General features: G+C 62.9%; 20 protein-coding genes. 13 read left to right on the top strand and 7 right to left on the bottom strand.

The genetic code is table 11. The features are described from left to right. Positions 1–104 precede the first annotated feature (104 nt). The 5 genes from ACLGL5_RS23330 to hflX all read left to right on the top strand — a co-directional run bounded on the left by ACLGL5_RS23330 (position 105) and on the right by hflX (position 6,486). Positions 105–2,387, top strand: a complete 2,283-nt coding sequence (locus ACLGL5_RS23330) for a sensor histidine kinase NtrY-like (protein WP_019858035.1) — start codon at positions 105–107, stop codon at positions 2,385–2,387. Further along, on the top strand, positions 2,377–3,738 hold the full coding sequence (gene ntrX, locus ACLGL5_RS23335) for a nitrogen assimilation response regulator NtrX (protein WP_010909346.1): 1,362 nt from the start codon (positions 2,377–2,379) through the stop codon (positions 3,736–3,738). The genes ACLGL5_RS23330 and ntrX overlap by 11 nt, the downstream gene beginning before the upstream one ends. Before the next feature lie 101 nt (positions 3,739–3,839). Beyond that, positions 3,840–4,703, top strand: a complete 864-nt coding sequence (locus tag ACLGL5_RS23340) for a D-amino-acid transaminase (RefSeq protein WP_019858036.1) — start codon at positions 3,840–3,842, stop codon at positions 4,701–4,703. A gap of 145 nt (positions 4,704–4,848) precedes the next feature. Next, the gene (gene hfq, locus ACLGL5_RS23345; protein WP_006202172.1) at positions 4,849–5,094 is read left to right on the top strand and encodes an RNA chaperone Hfq; all 246 of its coding nucleotides are present in this window, start codon (positions 4,849–4,851) and stop codon (positions 5,092–5,094) included. Continuing rightward, on the top strand, positions 5,095–6,486 hold the full coding sequence (hflX, locus tag ACLGL5_RS23350) for a GTPase HflX (RefSeq protein ID WP_019858037.1): 1,392 nt from the start codon (positions 5,095–5,097) through the stop codon (positions 6,484–6,486). Between the two features lie 63 nt (positions 6,487–6,549). On the opposite strand, the gene mazG is transcribed toward hflX, so the two are convergent. Both mazG and ACLGL5_RS23360 read right to left on the bottom strand, forming a co-directional pair. Then, positions 6,550–7,374 (bottom strand): nucleoside triphosphate pyrophosphohydrolase, encoded by an 825-nt coding sequence (gene mazG, locus ACLGL5_RS23355; protein WP_019858038.1) that lies wholly within the window; start codon positions 7,372–7,374, stop codon positions 6,550–6,552. An 80-nt stretch (positions 7,375–7,454) separates the two neighbouring features. Beyond that, complete coding sequence (locus ACLGL5_RS23360) at positions 7,455–8,639, bottom strand: amino acid aminotransferase (protein WP_019858039.1); 1,185 nt, start codon at positions 8,637–8,639, stop codon at positions 7,455–7,457. A gap of 175 nt (positions 8,640–8,814) precedes the next feature. Between ACLGL5_RS23360 and ACLGL5_RS23365 the strand changes: the two genes are divergently transcribed. The 6 genes from ACLGL5_RS23365 to ACLGL5_RS23390 all read left to right on the top strand — a co-directional run bounded on the left by ACLGL5_RS23365 (position 8,815) and on the right by ACLGL5_RS23390 (position 13,463). Continuing rightward, complete coding sequence (locus ACLGL5_RS23365; protein ID WP_069093412.1) at positions 8,815–9,408, top strand: histidine phosphatase family protein; 594 nt, start codon at positions 8,815–8,817, stop codon at positions 9,406–9,408. A gap of 110 nt (positions 9,409–9,518) precedes the next feature. Next, complete coding sequence (locus ACLGL5_RS23370; protein WP_038646716.1) at positions 9,519–10,052, top strand: sigma-70 family RNA polymerase sigma factor; 534 nt, start codon at positions 9,519–9,521, stop codon at positions 10,050–10,052. Next, entirely contained in the window at positions 10,049–10,822 is a 774-nt protein-coding gene (locus ACLGL5_RS23375; RefSeq protein ID WP_019858042.1) for an anti-sigma factor family protein, read from the top strand. Before ACLGL5_RS23370 ends, ACLGL5_RS23375 begins: the two co-directional genes overlap by 4 nt. 42 nt (positions 10,823–10,864) lie before the next feature. Then, the gene (locus ACLGL5_RS23380; protein ID WP_038646719.1) at positions 10,865–11,581 is read left to right on the top strand and encodes a Bax inhibitor-1/YccA family protein; all 717 of its coding nucleotides are present in this window, start codon (positions 10,865–10,867) and stop codon (positions 11,579–11,581) included. Positions 11,582–11,755: 174 nt separating this feature from the next. Beyond that, entirely contained in the window at positions 11,756–12,640 is an 885-nt protein-coding gene (locus ACLGL5_RS23385; protein WP_069092131.1) for an aldose 1-epimerase family protein, read from the top strand. 43 nt (positions 12,641–12,683) lie between these two features. Further along, a complete protein-coding gene (locus ACLGL5_RS23390; protein ID WP_069092132.1) occupies positions 12,684–13,463 on the top strand; it encodes a pyrroline-5-carboxylate reductase in 780 nt (259 codons plus the stop codon). 22 nt (positions 13,464–13,485) lie between these two features. Here ACLGL5_RS23390 and ACLGL5_RS23395 read toward each other — a convergent pair whose 3' ends face one another. Beyond that, entirely contained in the window at positions 13,486–14,391 is a 906-nt protein-coding gene (locus tag ACLGL5_RS23395) for an agmatinase (RefSeq protein ID WP_494372770.1), read from the bottom strand. 408 nt (positions 14,392–14,799) lie between these two features. Between ACLGL5_RS23395 and ACLGL5_RS23400 the strand changes: the two genes are divergently transcribed. Further along, on the top strand, positions 14,800–15,072 hold the full coding sequence (locus ACLGL5_RS23400) for a hypothetical protein (protein ID WP_019858047.1): 273 nt from the start codon (positions 14,800–14,802) through the stop codon (positions 15,070–15,072). 123 nt (positions 15,073–15,195) lie between these two features. Here ACLGL5_RS23400 and ACLGL5_RS23405 read toward each other — a convergent pair whose 3' ends face one another. The 3 genes from ACLGL5_RS23405 to ACLGL5_RS23415 are packed head-to-tail and all read right to left on the bottom strand — an operon-like array spanning position 15,196 to position 16,830. After that, complete coding sequence (locus ACLGL5_RS23405; protein ID WP_019858048.1) at positions 15,196–15,882, bottom strand: Crp/Fnr family transcriptional regulator; 687 nt, start codon at positions 15,880–15,882, stop codon at positions 15,196–15,198. A 24-nt stretch (positions 15,883–15,906) separates the two neighbouring features. After that, positions 15,907–16,596: an iron-containing redox enzyme family protein gene (locus tag ACLGL5_RS23410; RefSeq protein ID WP_245307141.1), complete on the bottom strand. Its 690-nt coding sequence runs from the start codon at positions 16,594–16,596 to the stop codon at positions 15,907–15,909. Positions 16,597–16,644: 48 nt separating this feature from the next. Next, entirely contained in the window at positions 16,645–16,830 is a 186-nt protein-coding gene (locus ACLGL5_RS23415) for a hypothetical protein (protein ID WP_069092134.1), read from the bottom strand. A 241-nt stretch (positions 16,831–17,071) separates the two neighbouring features. Between ACLGL5_RS23415 and ACLGL5_RS23420 the strand changes: the two genes are divergently transcribed. After that, on the top strand, positions 17,072–20,155 hold the full coding sequence (locus ACLGL5_RS23420; RefSeq protein ID WP_210184883.1) for an ATP-binding protein: 3,084 nt from the start codon (positions 17,072–17,074) through the stop codon (positions 20,153–20,155). Between the two features lie 382 nt (positions 20,156–20,537). Here the strand turns inward: ACLGL5_RS23420 and ACLGL5_RS23425 are convergent, their stop codons facing one another. Next, complete coding sequence (locus ACLGL5_RS23425) at positions 20,538–21,356, bottom strand: MBL fold metallo-hydrolase (protein WP_069092136.1); 819 nt, start codon at positions 21,354–21,356, stop codon at positions 20,538–20,540. Positions 21,357–21,359 lie beyond the last annotated feature (3 nt).

Raw genomic sequence — 21,359 nt, forward strand, 5'->3', positions numbered from 1 at the left:
AGGGGACTGAGCGGCGAAAGATTTCCGCCATTGTCACACTTGTTGCATAATCGCCACAATGCATTGCATAGATCGGACGCAATCATTGGCTCCCAGACGGCGACATGGCTCCGCAGGCACCTGTACTCAACCAACCGCTATTCAGCGAACCCGGCGCGCGCGACGGTCGCCGCTTGCTGGCATTGCCCGGCGTGGTGGCGGTTGTCGGCGCGCTGGTCATGGCGGCCATTTCGTTCACCATCCTGGTCGGCGCGACGCCGATCGCGCCTGACGCCAGGACGACCTGGGCGCTGATCGCGCTCAACGCCGCTTTCGTGCTGTTCCTGATGGCGCTGGTCGGGCGCGAAGTGCATCGCATCGTCATGGCGCGCCGGCACGGCAAGGCGGCTTCGCGCCTGCATGTGCGTATCGTCGCCATGTTCGCGCTGGTTGCCGCCATTCCCGCCATCATGGTGGCCATCATCGCCTCGATCACGCTCGATATCGGCCTTGATCGCTGGTTCGAGATCCGCACCAAGACGATCGTCAATTCCTCGCTGTCGATCGCCGATGCCTATGTCCAGGAAAATGCCCGCAACTTGCAGGGCACGACGCTGTCGATGGCCTATGATCTCGACGCGTCGCGAACACTCTACGGCCTTGATCGCACAGGCTTTCTCGACCTCTTGAACAAGGAGGCGGTGGGCCGGTCGCTGGCCCATGCGGCGCTGATCAAGCCCGACGGTTCGTTCGTCATGAGCGCGCAGACCGATGCCGATTTCGCCATGCCGGAACCGCCGGAAGGCGCAGTCAGCAGCGCCACCGATGGCAAACCGGTGCTGATAGAGCCGCGCACCCGCAACATCATGGGCGCCATCGTCAAGCTGCGCGAGATCGAGGGCCTCTACCTCTACACCATCCGCCTTGTCGATCCCGAGGTGATCAAGGCGAGGCAGATCGTCAGATCCAACACCGACGAGTATCGCAATCTCGAAGACAACAGGCGCACCTCGCAAGTGGCCTTCGCACTGCCCTATCTGTCGCTGACCCTGATCATCATCCTGTCGGCGATCTGGACCGGCATCGCGGTCGCCGACCGTCTCGTGCGGCCGATTCGCCAGCTCATTGGCGCTGCCGACGAGGTGGCGACAGGCAATCTAGACGTCGCGGTTCCGGTCAGGCCTTCCGACGGCGACGTCGCCTCGCTGGGTGACACCTTCAACAAGATGCTGCTGGAGCTGAAATCGCAACGCAACGAGATCCTGTCGGCAAAGGACCTGATCGACGAACGGCGGCGCTTTTCCGAAGCCGTGCTTGCCGGTGTTACCGCCGGTGTCATCGGCGTCGATCCCTACGGCATCGTCACCATCGTCAACCGTTCGGCCGAATCGATGCTGGCCATCTCCGCCAGTGCTGCACTCGGGCAGAACCTTTCCGCCATTCTGCCGCATGTTGGCCGTGTCTTCGAGATCGGCCGCCAGTCGGGCAAGCCCGTCTACCGAGAGCAGGTGACGTTTTTCCGCGCCGGCACGGAGCGCACATTCAACGTGCAGATCACCGTCGAGGCGGGCGATGACGGCTCGGAGGAGAAATCCTACGTCGTGACCGTCGACGACATCACCGATCTGGTCCAGGCGCAGCGTTCTTCCGCCTGGGCCGATGTGGCGCGCCGCATCGCCCACGAGATCAAGAACCCGCTGACGCCGATCCAGCTTTCGGCCGAGCGCATCAAGCGCCGCTATGGCAAGGTCATCACCGAGGACCGTGAGGTTTTCGACCAATGCACCGACACCATCATCCGGCAGGTCGAGGACATCGGCCGCATGGTCGACGAATTCTCTGCCTTCGCGCGCATGCCCAAGCCCGAGATGAAGGCCATCGATCTGCGCGAATCGCTGCGTGAGGCGTCCTTCCTGGTCGAGGTCAGCCGCGCCGACATCACCTTCGAGCGGATTTTCGGTAACGAACCGCTCAAGGGCACGTTCGACAGCCGCCTTTTGGCGCAAGCTTTCGGCAATGTGATCAAGAACGCCGCCGAGGCGATCGACGGACTGGAACAAAAGGACGGTTCGCACGGCATAATCCGGATTCAAGCCGGTCGTCAGAATGGCGCGATTCGAATCGACGTCATCGACAATGGCAAAGGCCTGCCGCGGGAGAATCGCCAACGGTTGCTCGAGCCCTATATGACCACGCGCGAGAAGGGCACCGGCCTTGGTCTCGCTATCGTCAAGAAGATCGTGGAGGACCATGGCGGCAGGCTGGAACTTCATGATGCGCCTGCGGATTTCCATGGCGGCCGCGGGGCGATGATCAGCATCATACTGCCGCCCGCGGCCGTCACGCCGTTGCGCGAAGGCAAGTCGGAACACGAGAGAGAAACTGAAAAGGTCGATAATGGCGTCTGATATTCTCATCGTCGATGACGAGGAAGACATCCGCGAGCTCGTCGCAGGCATACTGAGCGACGAAGGTCACGAAACCCGTACGGCATTTGACGCCGACAGCGCGTTGGCGGCCATTGCCGACCGGGCGCCGAGGTTGATTTTCCTCGACATCTGGCTGCAGGGCTCTCGCTTGGACGGCCTGGCGCTACTCGACGAGATCAAGACCATGCATCCCACTTTGCCCGTGGTGATGATCTCCGGCCACGGCAACATCGAAACGGCGGTCTCGGCCATCCGCCGTGGCGCCTATGACTTCATCGAGAAGCCGTTCAAGGCCGACAGGCTGATACTCATCGCCGAGCGTGCGCTGGAAACCTCGAAGTTGCGACGCGAGGTTTCCGACCTCAAGCAGCGCAGCGGCGAGACCTTCGACCTGATCGGCATGTCGTCGGCCATGAGCCAGCTGCGCCAGACCATCGAGCGCGTCGCACCGACCAACAGCCGTGTCATGATCATCGGCCCGTCCGGATCAGGCAAGGAACTGGCGGCGCGCGCCATTCATACGCTGTCGGCCCGCAAGGGCGCGCCGTTCGTGACGCTGAGCGCTGCCAACATCACGCCCGAGCGCATGGAGATCGAACTGTTCGGCACCGAATCGAACGGTGTCGAGCGCAAGGTCGGCGCGCTGGAGGAGGCCCATCGCGGCATCCTCTACATCGACGAAGTGGCCGACATGCCGCGCGAGACGCAGAACAAGATCCTGCGCGTGCTGGTCGAGCAGCAGTTCGAGCGTGTAGGGGGCACCAAGCGGGTCAAGGTCGATGTCCGCATCATCTCCTCGACCTCGCAGAACCTGGAAGCCATGATTGCCGACGGGCGTTTCCGCGAGGATCTCTACCATCGCCTGGCGGTGGTTCCGGTGATGGTGCCGGGGCTGGCCGAGCGGCGCGAGGATATTCCCTATCTCGTCGACAATTTCATGAAGCAGATCGCCCGCCAGGCCGGCATCAAGCCGCGCCGTATCGGCGACGATGCGCTTGCCGTGCTGCAGGCGCACAATTGGCCGGGCAACGTGCGCCAGCTGCGCAACAATGTCGAACGCCTGATGATCCTGGCGCGCGGCGACGACGTCGATGCGCCGATCACCGCGGACCTTCTGCCATCCGAGATTGGCGATGTCATGCCGCGAACGCCGAATCAGTCCGACCAGCACATCATGGCGCTGCCGCTGCGCGAAGCGCGTGAACAGTTCGAGAAGGACTATCTGATCGCCCAGATCAACCGCTTTGGCGGCAACATCTCCAAGACCGCCGAGTTCATCGGGATGGAGCGCTCGGCTCTGCACCGCAAACTGAAGTCGCTGGGCGTCTGACGCGCGGGAGCTGTGCTGAACCGCGCGTGGTCCAAGCATTTGCCGGTTACGGCGGCGGCGGAATCGCATAAGAAAGCCCGAGAATTTTCCAGGGGTCGCCAATGCCGCGCATTGCCTATGTCAACGGGCGCTACGTCGCCCACGCGGACGCTTCCGTGCATATCGAGGATCGCGGCTATCAGTTCGCCGATGGCGTCTATGAGGTCTGCGAGGTGGCACGCGGCTTCATCGTCGACATGCCGCGCCATCTTGCCCGGCTCAACCGCTCGCTGACCGAATTGTCGATCGCGTGGCCGGTGGCGCGTAACGTGCTGCCGCTGATCCTGCGCGAAGTGGTCAACCGCAACCATGTCGTCAATGGGCTGGTCTATGTGCAGGTAACGCGCGGTGTCGCCAGCCGCGAGTTTGTTTTCCCGTCGGCGGACACCAAGCCGTCTTTGGTGGTCACTGCCAGAAAGGCCGATCCGGCGGCTGGAGCAAAGCGAGCAGAGACCGGTATCGCGGTCATCACCGTGCCAGAAAACCGCTGGGACCGGGTCGATATCAAGACCGTCGGACTGCTGCCCAATGTATTGGCCAAGCAAAAAGCCAAGGAGGCCGGTGCTCAGGAGGCATGGTTCGTCGACACCGACGGCAACGTCAAGGAAGGCGGCTCGTCGAACGCCTGGATCGTCACCAAGGACGGCGTCCTGGTTACGAGGCCAGCGGATCACGGCATCCTGCGCGGCATCACCCGCACGACCATGTTCGAAGTTGCGGCAAAGCTCGGCCTGAAGATCGAAGAGCGCGGTTTTTCCGTCGCCGAGGCCAAGGCGGCGCGCGAGGCGTTCATCAGTTCGGCTACGACGATTGCCATGCCGGTCGTGGCCATTGACGGCGATCCTGTGGCCAATGGGCACCCCGGCTCAGTGACACTTTCGTTACGGCAGGCCTTTTTTGACATTGCGGAAAAAAGTCCAGCCTGATAACCGCACAGGTGGAATGAACATCAATATATCTCGTTCTGCTTGTCGTTACTGACGACAAGACGGTGTTTGCGCGCTTGACATGTGCCCGACAATTTGGCGCATTGGCTTGCAAACCGAAGGGGATCGGCGAAAGACAAGAACAATGGCGGAACGATCGCAAAACCTTCAGGACCTGTTCCTGAATTCAGTTCGCAAGAGCAAGAACCCGCTCACCATCTTCCTCATCAACGGCGTGAAGCTGACCGGTGTGGTTACTTCGTTCGACAATTTCTGTGTGCTGCTGCGCCGCGACGGTCACTCTCAGCTCGTCTACAAGCACGCCATTTCCACGATCATGCCGAGCCAGCCGGTTCAGATGTTCGATGGCGAGGAAAGCCAGGGCGCCTGATTGGCACGTGAGAAGGACGCGGACGGCACGGTTCGCGGAAAACCAGCGCATCATCCCGGGACGGAAGCCAAGGGGCCGACCCGGGCTGTCGTCATTGTGCCCGTGCTTACCCGCCAGCCGCGCGGCGACGACGACACCAACCGCCCTCGGTTGACGCGCTCGGCCGACGCTCGCCATGACGAGGCGGTCGGCCTTGCGCGCGCCATCAATCTCGACCCTGTCCATACGGCTGTCGTGACGGTCAACGATCCGCGTCCAGCGACCTTGCTCGGCAGCGGCAAGGTTGAAGAGTTCGCCGAGATCGTCAAGGAAAACGACGCCGAGCTGGTCATCGTCGACCATCCGCTGACCCCGGTGCAGCAACGCAATCTCGAGAAGGAACTGCATGCCAAGGTTCTGGACCGAACCGGGCTGATCCTAGAAATCTTTGGCGAGCGCGCCCGCACCAAGGAAGGCACGCTGCAGGTCGAGCTTGCCCATCTCAACTACCAGAAGGGCCGCCTGGTTCGCAGCTGGACCCACCTTGAACGCCAGCGCGGTGGCGCCGGCTTCCTCGGCGGCCCCGGCGAAACCCAGATCGAATCCGACCGGCGGCAGTTGCAGGAAAAGATCATCAAGCTGAAGCACGAGCTGGAAACGGTGCGTCGCACCCGCGACCTGCACCGCGCCAAGCGCAAGAAGGTGCCGTTCCCGGTGGTGGCGATCGTCGGCTACACCAATGCCGGCAAGTCGACCCTGTTCAACCGGCTGACCGGCGCGGACGTGTTGGCGCAGGACATGCTGTTCGCCACGCTCGACCCGACGCTGCGTCGCGTGCGCCTGCCGCATGGCACGCCGATCATCCTGTCGGACACGGTCGGTTTCATCTCCGACCTGCCGACGCATTTGATCGCGGCTTTTCGCGCGACGCTGGAAGAGGTGGTCGAAGCCGATCTCGTCATCCATCTGCGCGACATTTCCGATCCCGACACGGCTGCACAGGCCGAGGATGTCGAGCGCATCCTGGCCGACCTCGGTGTCGACGCCAGTGACACCAAGCGTGTGATCGAAGTCTGGAACAAGGTCGACCTGTTGGACGAAGGCAACAGGAGCCGGCTGCTCGCCGATGCCTCCGACGGTAGCAAGGGTCCGCCGATCGCCATATCGGCGGTGACCGGCGAGGGCATCGATGCGCTGAAGGCGGTTATCGAAACGCGCATGGCTGGCGAGCTCGAAGACCTTACGGTGACGATCGAGCCGGCGCAGTTCGGCCTTGTCGATTGGCTGTATCGCAATGGCGATATCGTTTCGCGCACCGACAATGAAGACGGCAGCGCCACCATCTCGCTCAAGGCCACGCAAAGCGCCCGCGAAGAGATTGAAAGCCGATTGCGCCGTAAAAACAACGGCTAGGACGGAGAAATTGCAGGAAAAGTGTATAACGCTTTTCCGTCCTGATTGCCGGCCTATAGGGCCCTACGTCGCGCTCTTCGCTTCCTGCCAGAGCGCTTCCATCTCGTCCAGGGTGGCCTTCTCCAGCGTGTTGCCGGACTTCTCCAGGGCCTGCTCGACATAGTGGAAGCGTGACCGGAATTTTTCGTTGGTGCCGCTCAACGCGGCTTCCGAATCGAGCTTGAGATGACGGCCGAGATTGACGACGGCGAACAGCATGTCGCCGAACTCGTCCTTGATCGAGGCCGTCTCGCCCTTCGCCAGAGCCTCGCGCAATTCGCCGATCTCCTCCTCGATCTTGTCGAGGATGGGGGCTGCCTCGCTCCAGTCGAAGCCGACGCGGGCAGCCTTCTCCTGAAGTTTCAGCGCCCGTGTCAAAGCGGGCAGGGCGACCGGAACACTGTCCAGAAATCCCTTGCCATTGTCTTCGGGGTCGAGGCCGCGCGCGACACGCGCTTGCCGCTTCTCCGCCTTCTCCTGCGCCTTGATCTTCTCCCACATGCCCTTGGCCATGCCGGCGCCGCGGGCTTCCTCGTCGCCGAAGACATGCGGGTGGCGCCGGATCATCTTGGTGGTGATGGCCTGGACGACATCCGGGAAGGCGAATTCACCCGCTTCCTCGGCCATTTGCGCGTGGTAGACGACCTGCAGCAGGAGGTCGCCGAGTTCATCGCGCAGATCACCGAGGTCACCGCGCGCGATGGCGTCCGCCACCTCGTAGGCTTCCTCGATCGTATAGGGCGCGATGGTCGAGAAATCCTGCTCGATGTCCCAGGGGCAGCCGGTCTTCGGCGCACGCAGCGCCGCCATGATCTCGATCAGGCGCGAAATGTCTTTGGATGGCGTCATGCGGCGGATGCTATCCTGCGACCCGACGCGCGGCCAACGCTGTCAGCCTGCGAGGGGGCCTTGTCCACAGCTGAGCCGCCTCAGTCGAGCACGGAGATGATCGCCTTGGCGAGGTCGTCCATGCCGTCCTCTGGCAAACCGGCGACATTGATGCGGCTATCGCCGACCATGTAGACGCCGTACTCGGCACGCAACCGCTCGACCTGCGCTTCCGTGAGACCAAGCCGCGAGAACATGCCGCGATGGCTGGCGACGAAGTCGAAGCGGTCGGAGTTGGACTGCCGGCGCAGCGCCTCGGCGAAAGCCACGCGAAGCCTGAGCATGCGTAGGCGCATCTCTTCCAGTTCGGCTTCCCAGTCGGCGCGCAGGCTTGCGTCTTCCAGCACGATGCGCACCGCCGCGGCACCATGGTCCGGCGGCATCGAATACATTGCACGTGCCGCCGACAGCATCTGGCTCATCGCCACGTCGGCCTGCGCGCTGTCCCTGGCCAGGATCATGGCCGCGCCGACACGGTCGCGGTAGACGGCGAAATTCTTCGAGCAGCTCGAGGCAACGACCATCTCCGGTACTTTCGCCGCCAACAGGCGCAGGCCAAGAGCGTCGGCCTCGAGGCCGTCGCCAAAGCCCTGGTAGGCGATGTCGACGAATGGCAGCAGGCCGCGTTCGACGACCAGATCGGTGACGGCCTGCCACTGCGCCGCGTCGAGGTTGGCGCCAGTCGGGTTGTGGCAGCAGCCATGCAGCAGCACCACGTCGCCGTTCTTGGCCGTCAGCAACGCCGCCAGCATGTCGTCGAAACGAACAGCACCAGAGGTCGCATCGAAATAGGGGTATTCGCGGATCTGCAGGCCGGCGGCGCGCATCACCGGCATATGGTTCGGCCAGGTCGGGTCCGACAGCCAGATCGTGGCGTCCGAACGGGTCCGCTTGAGCAGCTCCGCCACCAGGCGAAGCGCACCGGAGCCGCCAGGCGCCTGTGCCGCCCGGATGCGCGTCATGTCCGCGCCCGGCCCGAAGGCGAGCTTGGCCATCACCGCGTTGAACCCGGTGTCGCCGGCGAGCCCGAGATAGGTCTTGGTGTCCTGGCTGTTCAGCAGCCGCTTTTCAGCCTCACGAACGGCGCGCATCACCGGCGTCTTGCCGTCGCGATCCTTGTAGACGCCGACCCCGAGGTCGACTTTGTTGGGTCGCGGATCGGCGCGATAGAGGCCGATCAGGGCCAGGATCTTGTCGGCGGGAGCTGGCTGCAGTTCTTCGAACATCGCTATGGTTCCGTTGGCGCGGCGGAGTGATACGCAAATAGAGCGCACTTCGCCAGCGGTTTAATTGCGCAAAACGGAGGGCGGCACCCAGGGGCGCGGCCTTTCGAAACGATAGCAGCTATTCTAATTGCAGCGTATGCGTCGCTTCGAAAGCGGCTCAAGGAATGACTGCCTCATGCTCGTACGGCTGACGATGATCTGCAACGGCGCCACGGCCGCGACCCGGCAGGGGTCGTTTCCGCTCGATGAGCCGCTGGAGCCGCGCTCGCTGGCGCTGGCGAAGGCGATGCGCGGGACGCTGCGCCGCGCCGACCGCGTGTGGACAGCGCCCGCGCTTCGCGCCCGCCAGACCGCCGAGGCGCTATCGCTGGACGCATCGGTCGAACCGCTCCTGGCGGATCAGGGCTATGGAAGCTGGGCCGGTATGCGTTTTGAGGACCTGCACGCGGAGCAGCCCGAGGGCATCGCTGCCTGGCTATCAGCCCCCAACACAGCGCCGCGTGGTGGCGAGTCGCTGGCTGACGTTGCCCGCCGGGCTTCCGAGTTGATGGACCGGTTGATGGCCAAGCCTGGCCACACAATCGCGCTGACCCATGCCAGCGTCATCCGCACCGCGATCGTGCATGTCCTGGGTGCTCCGCTTGCGGCCTGTTGGAAGATCGATATCGAGCCGCTGAGCATCACCGATTTTCGCAGCGACGGCCGCAGATGGGTGTTGCGCGCCTGCGGTGTAGCCGCGCCCAAATCCGCAACAACGCTTCGCCCTTGAGAGCCAGGCAGGGCGAGGGGATCGCAAACGCGATCCCCCGGCGAAACCACCGGGCATAAGAAAAAAGGCGCGGCTGGGATTAAAATCCCCACATGCTCCGTAAACAGGGCATGAAACGGTCGATGCCACGCTTTGACATCATAGGACAGCTCGGATCGCTGCGGCGCTATGCGCAGTCGCTGACGCGCGACAGCGCGGATGCCGAGGATCTCGTGCATGACGCGCTGGTGCGCGCCTATGAGCGGCGCGGCACCTTCCGCTCCGGCGGAAACCTGCGGGCCTGGCTGCTGTCCATCGTCCACAACGCGTTCATCGACCGCATGCGTTCGCGCCGCTCGGAAGCCGTGCGCATCGAACAGGCTGGATACCTCGCCGATGCCGCCACGCCGGCGCCGCAGGAACATTCGGTGCGCCTGGCGCAGGTGCGGGACGCCTTTTTCAACCTGCCGGAAGAGCAGCGCTCGGCGCTGCATCTGGTCGCCATCGAAGGGCTTTCCTACCAGCAGGCGGCCAGTGCCACCGGCGTGCCGCTGGGCACGCTGATGTCGCGCATCGGCAGGGCGCGCGCCGCCCTTCGCCAGATGGAAGACGCCGCCCCGGTGCGCGGAAAAAATCATCTCAAGATCGTGGGAGGTGAGCCATGAGCGCTCTTGTCGACCCGGTGACCGACGCCGACCTCGACGCTTATGTCGACGACCAGCTGGATGTCACCCGCCGCATCGAGGTCGAAGCCTTCCTGTCGACTCGCCCGGAGGCCGCCGCGCGCGTCATGTCGGATCTGCGGACCCGCGATGAGCTGCGCGTGGCGCTTGCCGGCTCCAAGGGCATGGCCCGGCCGGCGACCGCTGACGCGGCGCGGCGGCTGGAGAGGGGGCTTGTCCGTGGCCGCATCTTCGGCGTGCTGCAGCGCGCCGCTGCGGTTGCTGCCTTCGTTGCCGCCGGCTGGCTGGCAAACGGCATCATCGGGCCGATGTCGGTGACCAAGGTCGTCGCGTCGCCGCAGCCGCCCGCCTATGTCGACGAGGCCGTGCGGGCACACAGGACGACGCTGGTGCGCGAGACCATGCCCTCGCAGCCGGAAGCGCCCAATTACAGTGCCGGCGAGATCCGTGCTGCGACCGCGATCGTCATGCCGTCGCTGCCAAAGGACTGGAAGGTGCGCGACGTGCAGATCTATCCGTCGCGCTTCGGCCCGAGCGTCGAGGTGGCTGTCGACACCAAGGATATGGGCCTGGTGTCGCTGTTTGCGATCCGGCCGGGAACCTTCGACGTGGTCAAGCCGACCGTCGCGCCGTCGGGCGACATTTCCTCGGCCTATTTCCAGATCGGCGAGGTCGCCTATGCGGTGGTCGCGAGAAGCGGGGTTCATGACCTCGACCGCGCCGCCGAGACGCTCGCCAAAACGCTTTACTGATCGACCCACGCTTTACTGACCGATCCACAAAGGAGACTGCAAATGAACACGCCCAATCTGGGATATCGCGTCGGCACCGGCGCCCAGGCCGGAGCCGTCTTTGACGAGGGCCTGCGTCAGCACATGCTGCGCGTCTACAACTATATGGGCCTCGGCCTGGTGGTCACCGGCCTGGTCGCCTTCCTGGTGTCGTCGACGCCGGCGCTCTACGTGCCGATCTTCTCCAGCCCGCTGAAATGGGTGGTGATGCTGGCGCCGCTCGCCTTCGTCATGCTGTTTTCGTTCAAGATGCAGACCATGTCGGCGGCCAGCGCTCAGGCAATGTTCTGGGCCTTCTGCGCGGTGATGGGCCTGTCGCTCGCCTCCGTGTTCCTGGTCTTCACCGGCACCAGCATCGCGCGCACCTTCTTCATCGCCGCCACCATGTTCGGCGCCACCAGTCTCTACGGCTATACGACCAGGCGCGACCTGACCCAGTTCTCGTCTTTCCTGATCATGGGCCTGATCGGCGTGGTGATCGCCAGCATCGTCAACATCTTCCTCGGCTCGACCGCGCTGCAGTTCGCCATTTCGGTGATCGGTATCGCCGTCTTCATCGGGCTAACCGCCTGGGACACGCAGACGATCAAGGAACAATATGCCGAGAATTTCGACGCGGAATCGCGCCAGAAGCTGGCTGTTTTCGGTGCTTTCTCGCTCTACCTGAACTTCATCAACATCTTCCAATTGCTGCTGAACTTCACGGGCGAGCGGGAGTAACGACTGTCCGCTGTGGGCAAGGGCGGGGTTCTCGCCCTTGATGCGGAGAGGTGGCCGGAGGAGAAATCCTCCGGCCACAATTCGTTCCTGCAAGACCCGTCTATGCCTTGAGTCCCCAGGAGCTTTTGTTAGTCTGCCGCCGCAGCGGCCTTCAACACCGACGCGCGAGGACATGTGGCACAGGACAGCCAAACGCTTCATGGCGACGGCATCTCGGCCGTTATTGCAGAGCAAGGCGCCGAACTGCTTTCGCTGCAGGATGGGCGGGGATTTGAGTTTCTGTGGCAAGCCGGGCCGGAGTGGCGGCGCCATTCGCCGGTGCTGTTCCCCATAGTCGGCCGGCTGACGGGCGATCGGCTGCGCCATCGCGGCCAGGCCTATCCGATGACGCAGCACGGCTTCGCCCGCGACAAACCGTTCACCTGGGAGGAGAGGGGACCCCACTCCTGCACGCTGGTGCTTACCGACGACGCTGACACCCGCGCGCACTACCCCTTCGCCTTTCGCCTTGCAGTGACCTACACGCTGGATCGCCAGCAGCTTAGTGTGGCCTTCAAGATCACCAACACCGGTGACGAGCCGTTACCGGCTTCGATCGGCGCGCATCCTGCATTCAACTGGCCGTTGCTGCCGGAATTGCCCAAGGAGGCCTATCGGCTGACCTTTTCCGACGACGAGCCGGCGCCGGTTCGTCGCCTGAAAGACGGCCTGCTGCTCTCGGAACCGCGGCCGACGCCCATCGATGGCAGGACGCTTGCGCTGTCCGAACGGCTGTTCGATGACGACGCCGTCATCCTGGACCGGCCAGCGAGCACCAGCGTGCGCTATGCGGCCGAGCGCGGTCCGGCGATCGAAATGTCATGGCAGGGAGTCGAGGATCTCGGCATCTGGTCCAAGCCCGGCGGCGCGCCCTTCCTGTGCATCGAACCCTGGCATGGCATAGCGAGCCCGACCGATTTCGATGGCGAATTCACTGACAAGCCCGGCGTGATGCTGATCGAACCGGGGGCGAAGCGTTCGCTGAGCTACCAGATCGGCCTGGAGCCGGGCCGGCGGTGACCGACCGACGGCCAACCGCAGAATCAACGCCTGGGAGCACCCAATGAAACTCGGCTTCATCGGCACAGGTGCGCTGACTTCAGCCATTGTCATCGGGCTCAAATCCCTCGATGGCGATCCGGTGTCGGTGGTGTTGTCGCCGCGCAACGAAGAGATCGCGGCGAAGCTCGCTTCCCGCTATCCGAATACACGCGTTGCCGCCGACAATCAGGAGGTGCTCGACGACTGCGATAGCGTCATGCTGGCTGTCCGGCCGCAAGATGCCCATCAGGTGCTGCCTGAATTGAAATTTCGGCGCGACCATCACCTCATCACCCTGATCGCCACGTTGTCGCACGAGGAGATAGCCGGCCTGACCGCACCGGCGAGCCGCGTGACCAAAGCGCTGCCCATGCCGATGATCGCCCGGCGGCTGGGGGCGACGATCATTTATCCGCCTGATCCGGACGTGACCGCGTTGTTCGGCGGACTGGGGAAGGTGATCGAGGTCGAGAGTTCCAGCGAGTTCGACGCGTTGAGCGTCGTGACCGCGACCTATGCCACCTATTTCAAGTACCTCGATACGATCCATCGCTGGCTGAAAGCGCATGATGTGCCGGACACCAAGGGGCGTGACTATATCGCCGCGCTCTTCACGGCGCTCGGGCACGCTCCGGAGACGGCGCCTGAGGCGGACTTCACGCATCTGGCGCAGGACTATGCGACCCGTGGCGGCATCAACGAGCAGGTCCTGAAGGAACTCACGGCCCGCAACGTCTTCGATGCGCTGGCGGAAAGCCTGGACGGCGTGCATCGGCGCATTTCAGCGGTTGGCGCCACCTGACGGGAAAGTTTTGCGATGGGTTTCAAACCTGCCGGGCGATGGTGCCGATCACGTTGACCAGAAGGCGCGCGGCGGTCTGGGCCGACAGGCCGTCAATGTCGGCCGGCGGATAGAGCTCGACAAGGTCGAATCCCGCGATCCTGGTCCTCTTGCCAAGGCCCGCGATCAGGTCGATCGCCTGCGTGTAGGTGAGGCCGCCGGGCGTACGCGCCGCCACGCCCGGCATGATGCCGGGATCAAGGCTGTCGCAGTCGAAGGTGACGACCACCCGTGCGCCTTCCGGAATATGCCTGAGCGCCGCCTCCACGCCTTGTGCATGAACCTCGCGCGCGGTCACGAAACGGCTGCCGTAGTGCTGCGCCGCTTCGACTTCAGCAAGGCGCGCACTGCCGACGCTGCGCAGGCCAACCTGCACCATGCCCGCGACATGCGGCATCTCGCTTGCCCTTCGCATCGGGCTGGAATAGCCGTGGCGTTCTCCATGCACCTCGTCGCGCCAGTCGATATGGGCATCGATCTGCAGGATCCAGATCGGTCCGTGATCGGCAAAGCCGGCAAGGAACGGAATGACGACGAAATCGTCACCGCCGAGCAGGATCGGAACGGCCGGCAAGGCCAGGACCTCGCGCGTCCTCGCCTCGATCCGGGCCCTGTTTTCGGCATTGTCGTGCAGGATTGTCGAGATGTCGCCGGCATCGATGCAGCAGACCGGCTTGCCGTCGAACAACGGGCCGCCAAGATCGAAATCCCAGTGCCCGACAAGCGGGGCGTCATCCTGGCTGGCCGCACGGATGGCGTCGGCCGCCAACGCATGGCCACTGCTGTCCTTGCCGGGATAGGTGCTGCCGTGCCCGGCGCCGAAGATCACCGCACGAGGCGTACGGCCATCCGCGAGGCGATCGGGAAGGGCGAGGAATGATGGCGACATTTTCTTGGTGGTCCTTGATGGCACGGACCGGGGAAGTTACCGCGTAACACCGACTGCCGCAAAGCAGGTCGCCTAGCACGGCGCCTTCGATCATCCCCTGAGTTTTTTGCGATTTAGTCGATTGTCGTGCCGTCGATCTCGCGCTGGATCTGTTCCAGACGCTTCTCGACAGGCGGGCAGACTACTGCCCCGAAAAACGACCTACGTCATACTGGCAGCCTCTTGTGAACTCCTTCACATACAAATTCGTGCGCGGCGTACAGGATATGTCAGAACAGAAAGTTACCCGCCCTTGCGAAAAGATCTTGCAGCAGAAATATAAGATCAAACGAGCAGGACGGTCTTCGCAGATAGGTAACTTTTCGTTCTAGTCGTAATTTGTGGTGGAACCAAACAAAGGAGATCAAAATGTATAAGATCATTACAGTTGCATCAGCATTGCTCATGCTTGCCGCGCCCGCGTTCGCGATCGACTCGACATTCGTGCACAGCCTTCGTGCCGACAATGGTGACTTCGAGGGCCCGGGACAGGTCAAGGGCCAACATCCATTGGCTTCAGGAGAAGCGGTGTATGGGTTCCAGACAGGATCGATCGGGTTGGCTGGTGGCGTTTCGAACTCCAATTGCATGGGGGTTAGCCCGCACCAGTATGACCCTGTCAGCCCCAATTGCCGCAACTGAGATACAAGTGGAGAGCGGTGGCTAGAGCTACCGCTCTCCCGCCTCGAGCGGGGAGTGACATTCCTACGGACTGTCAGGATCCGATTTGGCGGCTCTCATTCCGCCCTTGCGAAGTGGCGAACATCAGTTGTCGTTCTGTGACTCGGCCAGATGACGAAGGGCGCCGACGTTGGTTATTCGCAGGCCACCACGCTTGATTGCGATGATCGAGCGGTTGCGCCAACTGTTAAGCGTCTTGTTGACGGACTCTCGCGTGGCGCCCAGGAATTCCGCCAATTCAGACTGGGAAATCGGTATCCAGCCTGACCCATCCGCCATTACGCCAGCCAAGAAGACCAGTCGCTTTGCCAGCCTCGCCTCGATGCCGAAGAAAGCGTGATCCCCAAGTTCGCTGCTGATCCAACGCAGCCGTGTGCACAACAGCTCAATCATGGCCCGTGCCAGAGATGGGTTTTTTTCAATGCGATCGAAGAGTTGCGTCCGGCTGAGCGAGGCTAGATCGCAAGCGGTCAGACAGATGGCGGTTGCGGTGCGCGGGCGCCCGTCGAGCGCGCCAACCTCTCCGACCAGGCTGTGCGCAAGCTCGATATTGGCCACCAGCCTCTGGCCGCCCTGCGAATAGATCGATATCTCCACCGTCCCGCTCATCACCCCGTAAATGCGATCGGATGGATCTTCCTGAACGAAGAGATGCTGGCCTGCCGCGTAGCGTTCGACCTTGCAGCCGCTGAAAAGAAGATCGAATAGGCGTGGGTCAATCCGTGCAAGCCGCGGCAGATCATTTCCATCGTTCGCGTTGCCGGAGGCCATTTTGATTTCCAAATTGCCGCCTCGCTACCCCTGTTCGAGGATCTCCTCGATCGTGGGTGGGAGAAGCGTGGCGCTATGCATGGCGGAGATACCCATGAGGGTTTCGTGCTCGGCCGTCAGGGGCAGGGCGTCGATCGTGCGGTAGAGCCGATCGCGGTGTCCGGGATCAAGCTCACCGTGCTCGGTGAGTGTCTGGAAAGCCGCATGCGGAAACCCCGTCGCGGAGATCAGCGTCTGGATCAGCTTGGGTGTCGGCGGGTGTCCCTCCATCAACGCGACGAAACCAAGGAACGCGATAGGGTGATGGTGATGGATCCAGTAGTACTGCGCTCCCACCAGGCTCGCGACCGTGGGAGATGGTATGCGGCTCAGCGCCGTCGCCCGCTTCACACCCAGCAGTTCAAGGTCATCGAGCAGCAAGTCATCATGCCCCAACTCCTCCTTGACGTGCTCCTCCAGATATCTGGCCAGGCCGGATGCGGCAGGGTCAGCAGCCGCCATTTTGTCCGCCCGCTCCGCTGCTGCTTCGGTCAAGGGCACCGTTGCGCGGATGATTTGGTGCTGAGTGAGCAGGAACTGTGGCCAAAAGTCAGCAAGCCTCGGGTGCGTCACAAGGGTGCGGCATGACTGTGCGTACGGTTGAACCGCAAGATCGATCTTCCGCCGGAGGCGAATGCTCGGCGTAGTAGCGGCCCCAATCTCGATCCCGCTCATGCCGGCATCCCGGTGGTTAAGAAGCATCCCGGTGGTTAAGAAGCGCGGCTAATGAACCTTGATGACGACGTCGACATCTGCTTTCTCCAGGTCCTTCCGCAGCTTCCTTAGGAGGAGTATCTCGCCCCCCGAAAGGCTGGCAAACGTCTCCCAGGCGTCCTGTGGAAGGGCATCCGCCGAGACCTCCATGTCGTCGAGATACTTTTTGACGTGTGGTGGCAATTCTGCTGCCATCGCCCCACCCTCCAGTTATCTTAGACCATCCTAAAATATCCTAGACTAAGACGGGTCTGTCAAGAGAGCGGACTTGCCCTCCGTAAGGCCTGGCCGTACAGTCCATAGGCTAATGAGATATGCTCTTGGGAGCTTGATCTGTTCGACATGCGGATCTGCCAATGCAGCCGAATTGCAGTTCTGTGCGTCCTGTGAATCGCCGCTAACCCAACGAGCTTCCGGTGCCGCCGATACGCGCAAGGTGGTCACGGTCCTCTTCGCTGATATTGTCGACTCGACGGCGTTGGGAGACGAGCTCGATCCCGAGTCGCTTCGCAATCTCATGACCCAGTACTTTCGGGAGATGGGCGCGGTAATTCGTGGTCACGGAGGGACAACCGAGAAGTTCATCGGGGATGCGATCATGGCGGTGTTCGGCATCCCACTTCTGCATGAGGACGACGCGGTGCGTGCGGTTCGAGCCGCAGTTGCAATGCTTCGTGCGCTTCACCGGCTGAACGATGAGTTCGAGGCGCGTTGGGGAATCAGGATCGTGATCCGCATAGGTATGACCACGGGTGAGGTGATCGCCGGGGATCCCAGCCAGGGCGAAACTTTCGCGGTCGGAGACGCGGTCAACATTGCTGCTCGGCTCGAACAAGCTGCCGGGCCAGGGCAGGTCCTGATCGGAGACGCGACGTATCGGCTGGTCCGCGATGTCGCGATGACATCGCCGATCGAGCCGCTTCGCGTGAAGGGGAAGTCAGAGCCCGTGGCCGCCTGGAACCTCGTGGATGTCGCACCCGCGGCCCTCGCTGCCCGTGGTCTCGAATCCCCTCTTATCGGTCGCGACAAAGAAGTCGCCGCAATCGGCGAGATGTTCGAAAGGACGGTCAAATCTCGATTATGCGAAGTCGTAACGGTGATGGGCCCGGCGGGAATCGGCAAGTCCCGGCTGACGCGTGAATTTCTTCCCCGACTCGAAAGGACAACGATGGTCGTGGGGGGGCGATGCCTGCCATACGGCGAGGGGATTACCTTTTGGCCCATCATCGAGGTGCTAAAGGCCGCGGCTGGCATCACGGATAGTCACTCGCCCGACGATGCTCGCGCAAAGATCGGCAAGCTGCTGGAAGGCCCCGATGCCGCGCTGGTCGTCGAACGCCTGTCGGCACTCATGGGCCTCACCCGCGCGACGCCTGGTGTTCAAGAGACGTTCTGGGCGGTGCGCAAGCTGTTCGGCAAGCTGGCGACGCATCGGCCATTGGTCGTTGTGTTTGACGACATTCACTGGGCCGAGCCGACGTTCCTCGATCTCCTCGAATATCTCGCCGATTCGTTGGGCGGCGTACCGGCGTTCTTCCTCTGCCTCGCTCGCCCTGAACTGCTCGAGGTCCGCGCCGGCTGGATGACCTCAAAGGCGAACGCGTCTCTCATCACCCTGCGCTCGCTGAGTGATGCTCATACAGACAGCTTGATCCGGAACTTGCTCGGAGGAGCGGAGCTCGCGAACGATGCCCGCGCGCGGATCGCCGATGCCGCTGAGGGAAACCCTCTCTTCGTGGAGGAGACGCTGCGGATGCTGATCGACGACGGCTTGCTTATTGCCGTCGACGGAACGTGGACGGCGGCTGACCACCTATCGAGGCTGACGATTCCACCGACGATCAACGCCCTTATCAACGCGCGCCTGGACCGGCTCGGCGCCGAGGAGCGCTCTGTGATCGAACGAGCATCCGTGATCGGGCGCATCTTCTGGTGGGGGGCCGTCGAGGAGATGTCGCCAGAAGAGCAGCGGCCTCGCGTCGGCGGCCAGCTTCAGTCTCTGGCGAGAAAGCAGCTGATCCACCCGGATCGCTCGGATCTGGAGGAGGAAGATGCCTTTCGCTTCACTCACAGTCTTGTCGGGGACGCGGCCTACAATGGCATTCCGAAGGGCGTACGAGCCCACATGCATGAGCGTTTCGCTTCGTGGCTAGAGGCAAGGATGCGCGAGCGGGCCCGAGAGTACGAAGAGATCGTCGGCTACCACCTCGAGCGGGCCTACAGATCTCTCGCGGAGCTCGGTCTATCGAACGAGCGCGTCGAGTCTCTGGCACGACGTGCGAGCGTGCCGCTGGCTTCTGCCGGGCAGCGCGCCTTTGCGCGGGGCGACATGCCCGCTGCGGTCAACATGCTGTCGCGCGCCATCTCGCTCGGCCCTCGCGACGATCCTGGGCGACTCGCACTCTTGCCGGAGCTCGCATTTGCACTGCTGGAGACCGGCGACCTCGAGCGCACGCGTGGCGCCATCGCCCAGATGCGTGAGGCTGCGACCGCCTCCGCCGATCGTCGACTGCAAGCGCATGCGCTCATTCTCGATCTGTGGGTGCGCTTTCTGTCAGAGCCCGAGGGGTGGGCGGACGAGGCGTACCGAGAGGCACGGCAGGCCATGTCGATGTTCGAGCAGGAGAACGACGAGCACGGCTTGGCCAAGGGTTGGTCCTTGCTTGGCCTGTTTCATCTGACGAAATGCAATTTCGGCGCCTCTGAAGAGGCGTGGGAGAGCGCGGCGGCGCATGCGTTTGCAGCCGGCAACGACAGAGAATGGCTCGAGTCGCTCTCATGGGTGCCGCTTGTCGTGTGGGCGGGCCGTATGCCGGTCAAGGCGGCGATCGGCCGGTGTAAGGACGTGCTCGCCAGGGCGCAGGGTGATCGCAAGGCGATGTCGGCGGCGCTCTTCAGCTGGGGGAATCTCGAGGCGATGCGCGGCCGATTCGATGAGGCGCGGCAGTTGATAGCGCAGGCGAGGTCAATGGTCGAGGAAGTCGCACTGACCGTGTGGAGCGCGGGACCTCTTACTGAGATGAGCGCCCTGGCCGAGCTCTGGGCGGGCGACGCGGCAGCCGCCGAGCGGGAGCTTCGCTGGGGCGTAAGGACCCTTCAACGCACGGGCGAGTTCGCATGGTTGCCTACGATTGCCGGCATCCTCGCCCAGGCCATCTATGTCCAAGGCCGGTACGAGGAGGCCGAGGCGTTCGTTCGGTTGGGCGAGGGGATCGCCGGCAGTGACGACACGTACTCGCAAGGCCTGCTGCGATGCGTTCGGTCAAAGATCTCGGTCCGTGAGGGCGATGTGGAGGGAGCTCTCCGTATGGCCCGGGAGGCTGTCGCAATCGCGGAGCCGACGGACTTTCTGTTCCTCCAGTCGTTCGTCCTCGACGGTCTTGGAGAGGTTCTCCACATCGCCGGCCTCCCGGAGGAAGCGGATGCAGCGCTTGCGGGCGCTGTGCGTCTGTGCGCGCAAAAGGGCTTTGTCGTCGGTGCACGACAGGCTCGAGGGCGACGAAGAAAGCTCGCGCTGTAGGGCAGCCGCCATTTCCTCGTTTCGTCTCGGCCGCAACAGACTCCATTCGGCTGAATCTCGCAGGCTATCCGGGGCCGCGCGTGGACGAAGCGTGCGCATACAAAAGTTGCATAAGATAGATTATGGAACTTATGCGTTGGCCAGCATCTGGGAATTGCCGCTGATTTTCATAGGTTTGGCTCGATCGAGGCGTGTTGCCTTGAGCTAACAGCCGACGTTACGTCGCCGCCGAGGAAGCTGATACGACCGTGCAGCAACATGCGCGGCCGGGTTTTGCTGTTTCCGTCGTGACTGCTTTATCCCCGCATGGGCTATGAACGGATTGGAACGCTGCTGATATTCGCCCCAAAGAGCAGAACACCTTCATGAGAGCCCGTTCGTATCACGCTGATTCATCGGGAATTTCGATCACCATGCCGTCATAGGCCGGGGTGACGTTGGCCGGCACTTCGCCCTTGACCGTAGCATAGTCGAGCGGCACGTGCATGTGGGTCAGCACGGCATTCCTCGGTGTGAGCCTCTCGATCCAGCCGAGCGCTTGGCCTAGCGACAGATGGCTGGGATGGGGATTGTATTGCAGCGCGTCGATGACCAGCATTTCCAGGCCGCGCAGCCGCTCGGCCGTGGCGTCGGGAAAGTCGCTGATATCAGGGCAATAGGCCAGGCCGCCGATGCGGAAGCCGAGCGAGATGATGTCTCCATGAATTTGCGGCAGCGGTTCGAGGGCGAGGGCACCCCCCTCACCTTCGATCATCACAGGCTTTGTGTGGTCGATAATATGTGCCCGCACGATCGGCGGATAGGAACTGCCCGGCGGCGTCTCGAAGCAATAGCCGAACGCCTGCCGCAAGCGCAGCATCGTCGGCTGATCGGCATGGATGTCGATCAGGTGACGCTGCTCGAGCACATAGCCGCGCAGATCGTCGATGCCGTGGATATGGTCGGCATGTGGGTGCGTGTAGACGACCGCGTCGATGCGTTTGACCGACGCAAGCAACATCTGTTCGCGGAAATCCGGCCCGGTGTCGATGACTACGGTGGTACGGCCGCCGTCGGCCGCAATCCGTTCGACCAGCGCTGCCGTGCGCATGCGCCGGTTCCTCGGATTGCTCGGGTCGCAATTGCCCCAGTCGCCGGTGATGCGCGGCGTACCTGGCGACGAGCCGCAGCCGAGAATGGTGAGGCGCAGCCGGTCGGTCATCGT

This window comes from Mesorhizobium sp. U510 (genome assembly GCF_059180695.1).

Coding starts and splice junctions, on each gene's coding strand:
- ACLGL5_RS23390 (WP_069092132.1), top strand. CDS start 12,684: ATGAAACTCGGCTTCATCGGCACAGGTGCGCTGACTTCAGCCATTGTC.
- hfq (WP_006202172.1), top strand. CDS start 4,849: ATGGCGGAACGATCGCAAAACCTTCAGGACCTGTTCCTGAATTCAGTT.
- ntrX (WP_010909346.1), top strand. CDS start 2,377: ATGGCGTCTGATATTCTCATCGTCGATGACGAGGAAGACATCCGCGAG.
- ACLGL5_RS23330 (WP_019858035.1), top strand. CDS start 105: ATGGCTCCGCAGGCACCTGTACTCAACCAACCGCTATTCAGCGAACCC.
- ACLGL5_RS23375 (WP_019858042.1), top strand. CDS start 10,049: ATGAGCGCTCTTGTCGACCCGGTGACCGACGCCGACCTCGACGCTTAT.
- ACLGL5_RS23405 (WP_019858048.1), bottom strand. CDS start 15,882: ATGGCCTCCGGCAACGCGAACGATGGAAATGATCTGCCGCGGCTTGCA.
- ACLGL5_RS23395 (WP_494372770.1), bottom strand. CDS start 14,391: ATGTCGCCATCATTCCTCGCCCTTCCCGATCGCCTCGCGGATGGCCGT.
- ACLGL5_RS23365 (WP_069093412.1), top strand. CDS start 8,815: ATGCTCGTACGGCTGACGATGATCTGCAACGGCGCCACGGCCGCGACC.
- ACLGL5_RS23340 (WP_019858036.1), top strand. CDS start 3,840: ATGCCGCGCATTGCCTATGTCAACGGGCGCTACGTCGCCCACGCGGAC.
- ACLGL5_RS23415 (WP_069092134.1), bottom strand. CDS start 16,830: ATGGCAGCAGAATTGCCACCACACGTCAAAAAGTATCTCGACGACATG.
- ACLGL5_RS23360 (WP_019858039.1), bottom strand. CDS start 8,639: ATGTTCGAAGAACTGCAGCCAGCTCCCGCCGACAAGATCCTGGCCCTG.
- ACLGL5_RS23425 (WP_069092136.1), bottom strand. CDS start 21,356: ATGACCGACCGGCTGCGCCTCACCATTCTCGGCTGCGGCTCGTCGCCA.
- ACLGL5_RS23380 (WP_038646719.1), top strand. CDS start 10,865: ATGAACACGCCCAATCTGGGATATCGCGTCGGCACCGGCGCCCAGGCC.
- ACLGL5_RS23370 (WP_038646716.1), top strand. CDS start 9,519: ATGAAACGGTCGATGCCACGCTTTGACATCATAGGACAGCTCGGATCG.
- ACLGL5_RS23400 (WP_019858047.1), top strand. CDS start 14,800: ATGTATAAGATCATTACAGTTGCATCAGCATTGCTCATGCTTGCCGCG.
- mazG (WP_019858038.1), bottom strand. CDS start 7,374: ATGACGCCATCCAAAGACATTTCGCGCCTGATCGAGATCATGGCGGCG.
- ACLGL5_RS23410 (WP_245307141.1), bottom strand. CDS start 16,596: ATGAGCGGGATCGAGATTGGGGCCGCTACTACGCCGAGCATTCGCCTC.